We start from the raw sequence: 2,857 nt of genomic DNA, 5'->3' as shown, positions 1-2,857 counted from the left end.
ATCACAAACAAAACTTAAGGTTTGCATTCAGGTTGTACTGGACTTCTTTTACAAAAAGGGCTGTTTAAGCGCTTTTCAACACTTCGTTTCGGAATGACCGCGCCTGGTCGACAAATCGGAAGGTTTTCCCTCCAATGATTCACACACCAAGATGGACCGCCATATCTGTCACGGAATCCTGCTTGAATCATACAAGCATAAATTGTTGCATTATCATTATTGCTGAGCTTTTGATTTTCAGCCTCAAGATAATTAAGATGTGGCATGCCACATTCTAATAAGGCTTTTCCTACCTCGGTAAAGTCTGCTCCTGGCTTGATCCACCCATATACTTCCCCTGGAGGAGATTTGTCCATATCACATCCAGTAATACTTAATAGAATGAGCAGGCTCAATAAGTTAAATCGTATTTTCATTTTTTGTTCCCTGTTCTCGTGGAATAAAATTTTATAAAATCAAATGAACCGTAATCATTTTTACACTTAGCACTTGCATCAGCATAACAATTATGGGTACTAGGATTATAGCCGATGATCGCTCCCCCCATCTCTCTGAGGGGTAGAATTAACGGATGTAATGAATCATATGGTTTGGAACGTACCCCATAAGCCGTAGGCCAATTGTAACCAATCACTGTACTAATGGGGTCTAACATATGACCTTGTATGTAGATATAATTTTTTTCGCCATCGCTTAGATAATCTACTGTATTGGCCATCGATTGCATGTGAGCAGCCGCTCCAACAAGATAGAAGTCTGTTTTCTTGGCTACACTGTGGATACCATGTTCTTGCAAGTCATTTGCTCCATTGCGTATTGTTAAGGTACCCCAGCTATGCCCACTAACAATAGCATTGTCATTGCCATAACGATAGATAAAATCTTGGAACTTCTTGGTCGAATTACTCAATCCCCAAGTGCTACCCTCCCAAAACTTTTGATAATATGCTACCCCTAATTCTACCAGCACATCATCAGCTTGGGGAAAGTATGTAAAATAAAGGGGACCATTTTTATTAACAGCCAATTGGACAGCATTACCGGCTGCTTCATCTGGTGAATTAAAAATGCCATTGTAGAACATATAAACAGCACCATTAGGGCCTTTTTGTAAATGCTTTTCTTCCTCTGGCTTTAAAAAGTGATACAGAGTGATATATTTTCCATCACTGCCTTTTATATACTCTCCATTTTCATCGGTTAAATAGAGGACATTGCCATTTTCATCATGCGCAACCTCACCCACTGGATGGTCAACATAAAATGCCATTTTACGAACCCCATCCCATATATCAAACCATTCATCTACCCATTTATTTCTCATACCTAAACGATTACGCAATATATCCTCAAGCGGTGCGACATCTAGCTGTCCTACTGCTTGGTGTGCTGCTGCGGTGTTGCGGTTGAGAGAGCCAATGATTTGTCCAGCATCTTGCCCCATCGCCCTCTGTCCAGTTGTATCAGTAAGGATGATAGTCCCATCACTGATAGCAGATTTGGTTTCCCCTTCTGCTGCATCCTTGGCTTTGCCGTGATTTAAAACATTCTTGGCAATGTTCTTTATCGTGTCATTCCCAGAAAGGCTAAACCCATGGCTGCTGGCTTTAGCATGGGCACTGTTGCTGATATCACTGGTGCTAATGCTTCCTGTGGTCAGGCTGTTTTTGTCCGCCGAGGCTGTGCTTTCAATAATACCTCCGGTTAGGGTCGTTTTGTCTTTAACTATGATATTAAAGCCGCCATCACCCGCTTTGATGCCTGATTGCTCCACAACACTATGATAATCGCTGGAGGATTTATCCTTTTGGAAAGAGGCGCTCATGGAGCCCCCACCACCCGTTTGTCCAGCACCAAACCCAACAGAAACAGAGTTTTGCTTGCTGGAAGTTTGTCCCGTATCACTGCGGCTGGTAATGGCAAAATCACCCCCTACTTCCATTTCTACACGCTCTCCAGAAACCACGGCGCCTGCCAATGTGGTGTTTGCCCCACTCGTGGTATGAACGGTGCCGGTGCCTATAATATGGCTGTTTTTGTGTTGAACTTCCTCACTGGAACCTTCCCCTTGACTAAAAGCAGCACTACCCGTTGCCCCTGCGCCACCCGTGCCATAACCGGTGCCAACACTCATTGAAGAACTTTCACTGCTGTTTTGTGTGCTTTGCGTGTTTTGTGCACTTTCAAAGATGATATCTTTACCTGCTTCCATGGTGATCTTTCCGCTCTGTGCATCATTTTCCAGCACATAGATTGGATTGGTACCAGCGATAACATCAGCGCCAACACCATGAATGCTGCCTTCGTGGGCATGCATGTTAACAGCGCGTCCGCCTTCTATGCTATCTGTCACCGCTGTGGAGACTTGAGAAGAAGCTTCTGTTTTCTCAGTTTTAAAGCCCACGGTTACACTGCCAGATGCACCAGCCATATTGGCAAGAGCATCCTTGGTGGAGCCCCCCAATCCTCCTAATGAGCTACTCAGTCCTTTGGTTACGTTCCCCTTTTCCCCCGTATTGCCAGTCAGCCAATTAACAAAGGTTTTGCCTTTACTATAAAGATGACTGATTTTCATGCCAGTCAGTATGCCATTAATAACTGTATTGTTACCATCCTTATTATTCATGTGATCTGCGGCATCTTTTAGTCCTTGTACCGTGCCAAGGACACCGATATCAACGGAAGTTGTCACACCAGCAAAAGACTTTTCATGTGTCTCTTTGCCGTTAGAGGTATCATAGCTTTCTGATAGGGTGATATTATTGCCGGCATCCATGTTGACATCACGATCCGCCGAAACAATGGCTGCTTGTAAATTCACATCATTGTCAGCAGTAATCTGCACATCTTGGCGTGC

Annotated in this window: 2 protein-coding genes; both read right to left on the bottom strand. The window is 43.9% G+C overall.

What is annotated here, in order from left to right; translation table 11 throughout:
• Positions 1-14 precede the first annotated feature (14 nt).
• Complete coding sequence (locus tag ACFINL_RS09465) at positions 15-416, bottom strand: hypothetical protein (RefSeq protein ID WP_375615477.1); 402 nt, start codon at positions 414-416, stop codon at positions 15-17.
• Positions 413-2,857, bottom strand: a 2,445-nt coding sequence (locus tag ACFINL_RS09460) for a hemagglutinin repeat-containing protein (protein WP_375651468.1), incomplete at its 5' end; no start/stop codon positions are given. The genes ACFINL_RS09460 and ACFINL_RS09465, both read right to left, overlap by 4 nt.

The organism is Bartonella sp. AA78NXGY (assembly GCF_042197005.1).
In the GTDB taxonomy this organism is placed as follows: Bacteria; Pseudomonadota; Alphaproteobacteria; order Rhizobiales; family Rhizobiaceae; genus Bartonella.
This window is presented reverse-complemented; position numbering and strand designations above follow the sequence as displayed.

Bases quoted from the DNA above. Each gene is read 5' to 3' on its own strand.
- ACFINL_RS09465 (WP_375615477.1), bottom strand. From the start codon at position 416: ATGAAAATACGATTTAACTTATTGAGCCTGCTCATTCTATTAAGTATT.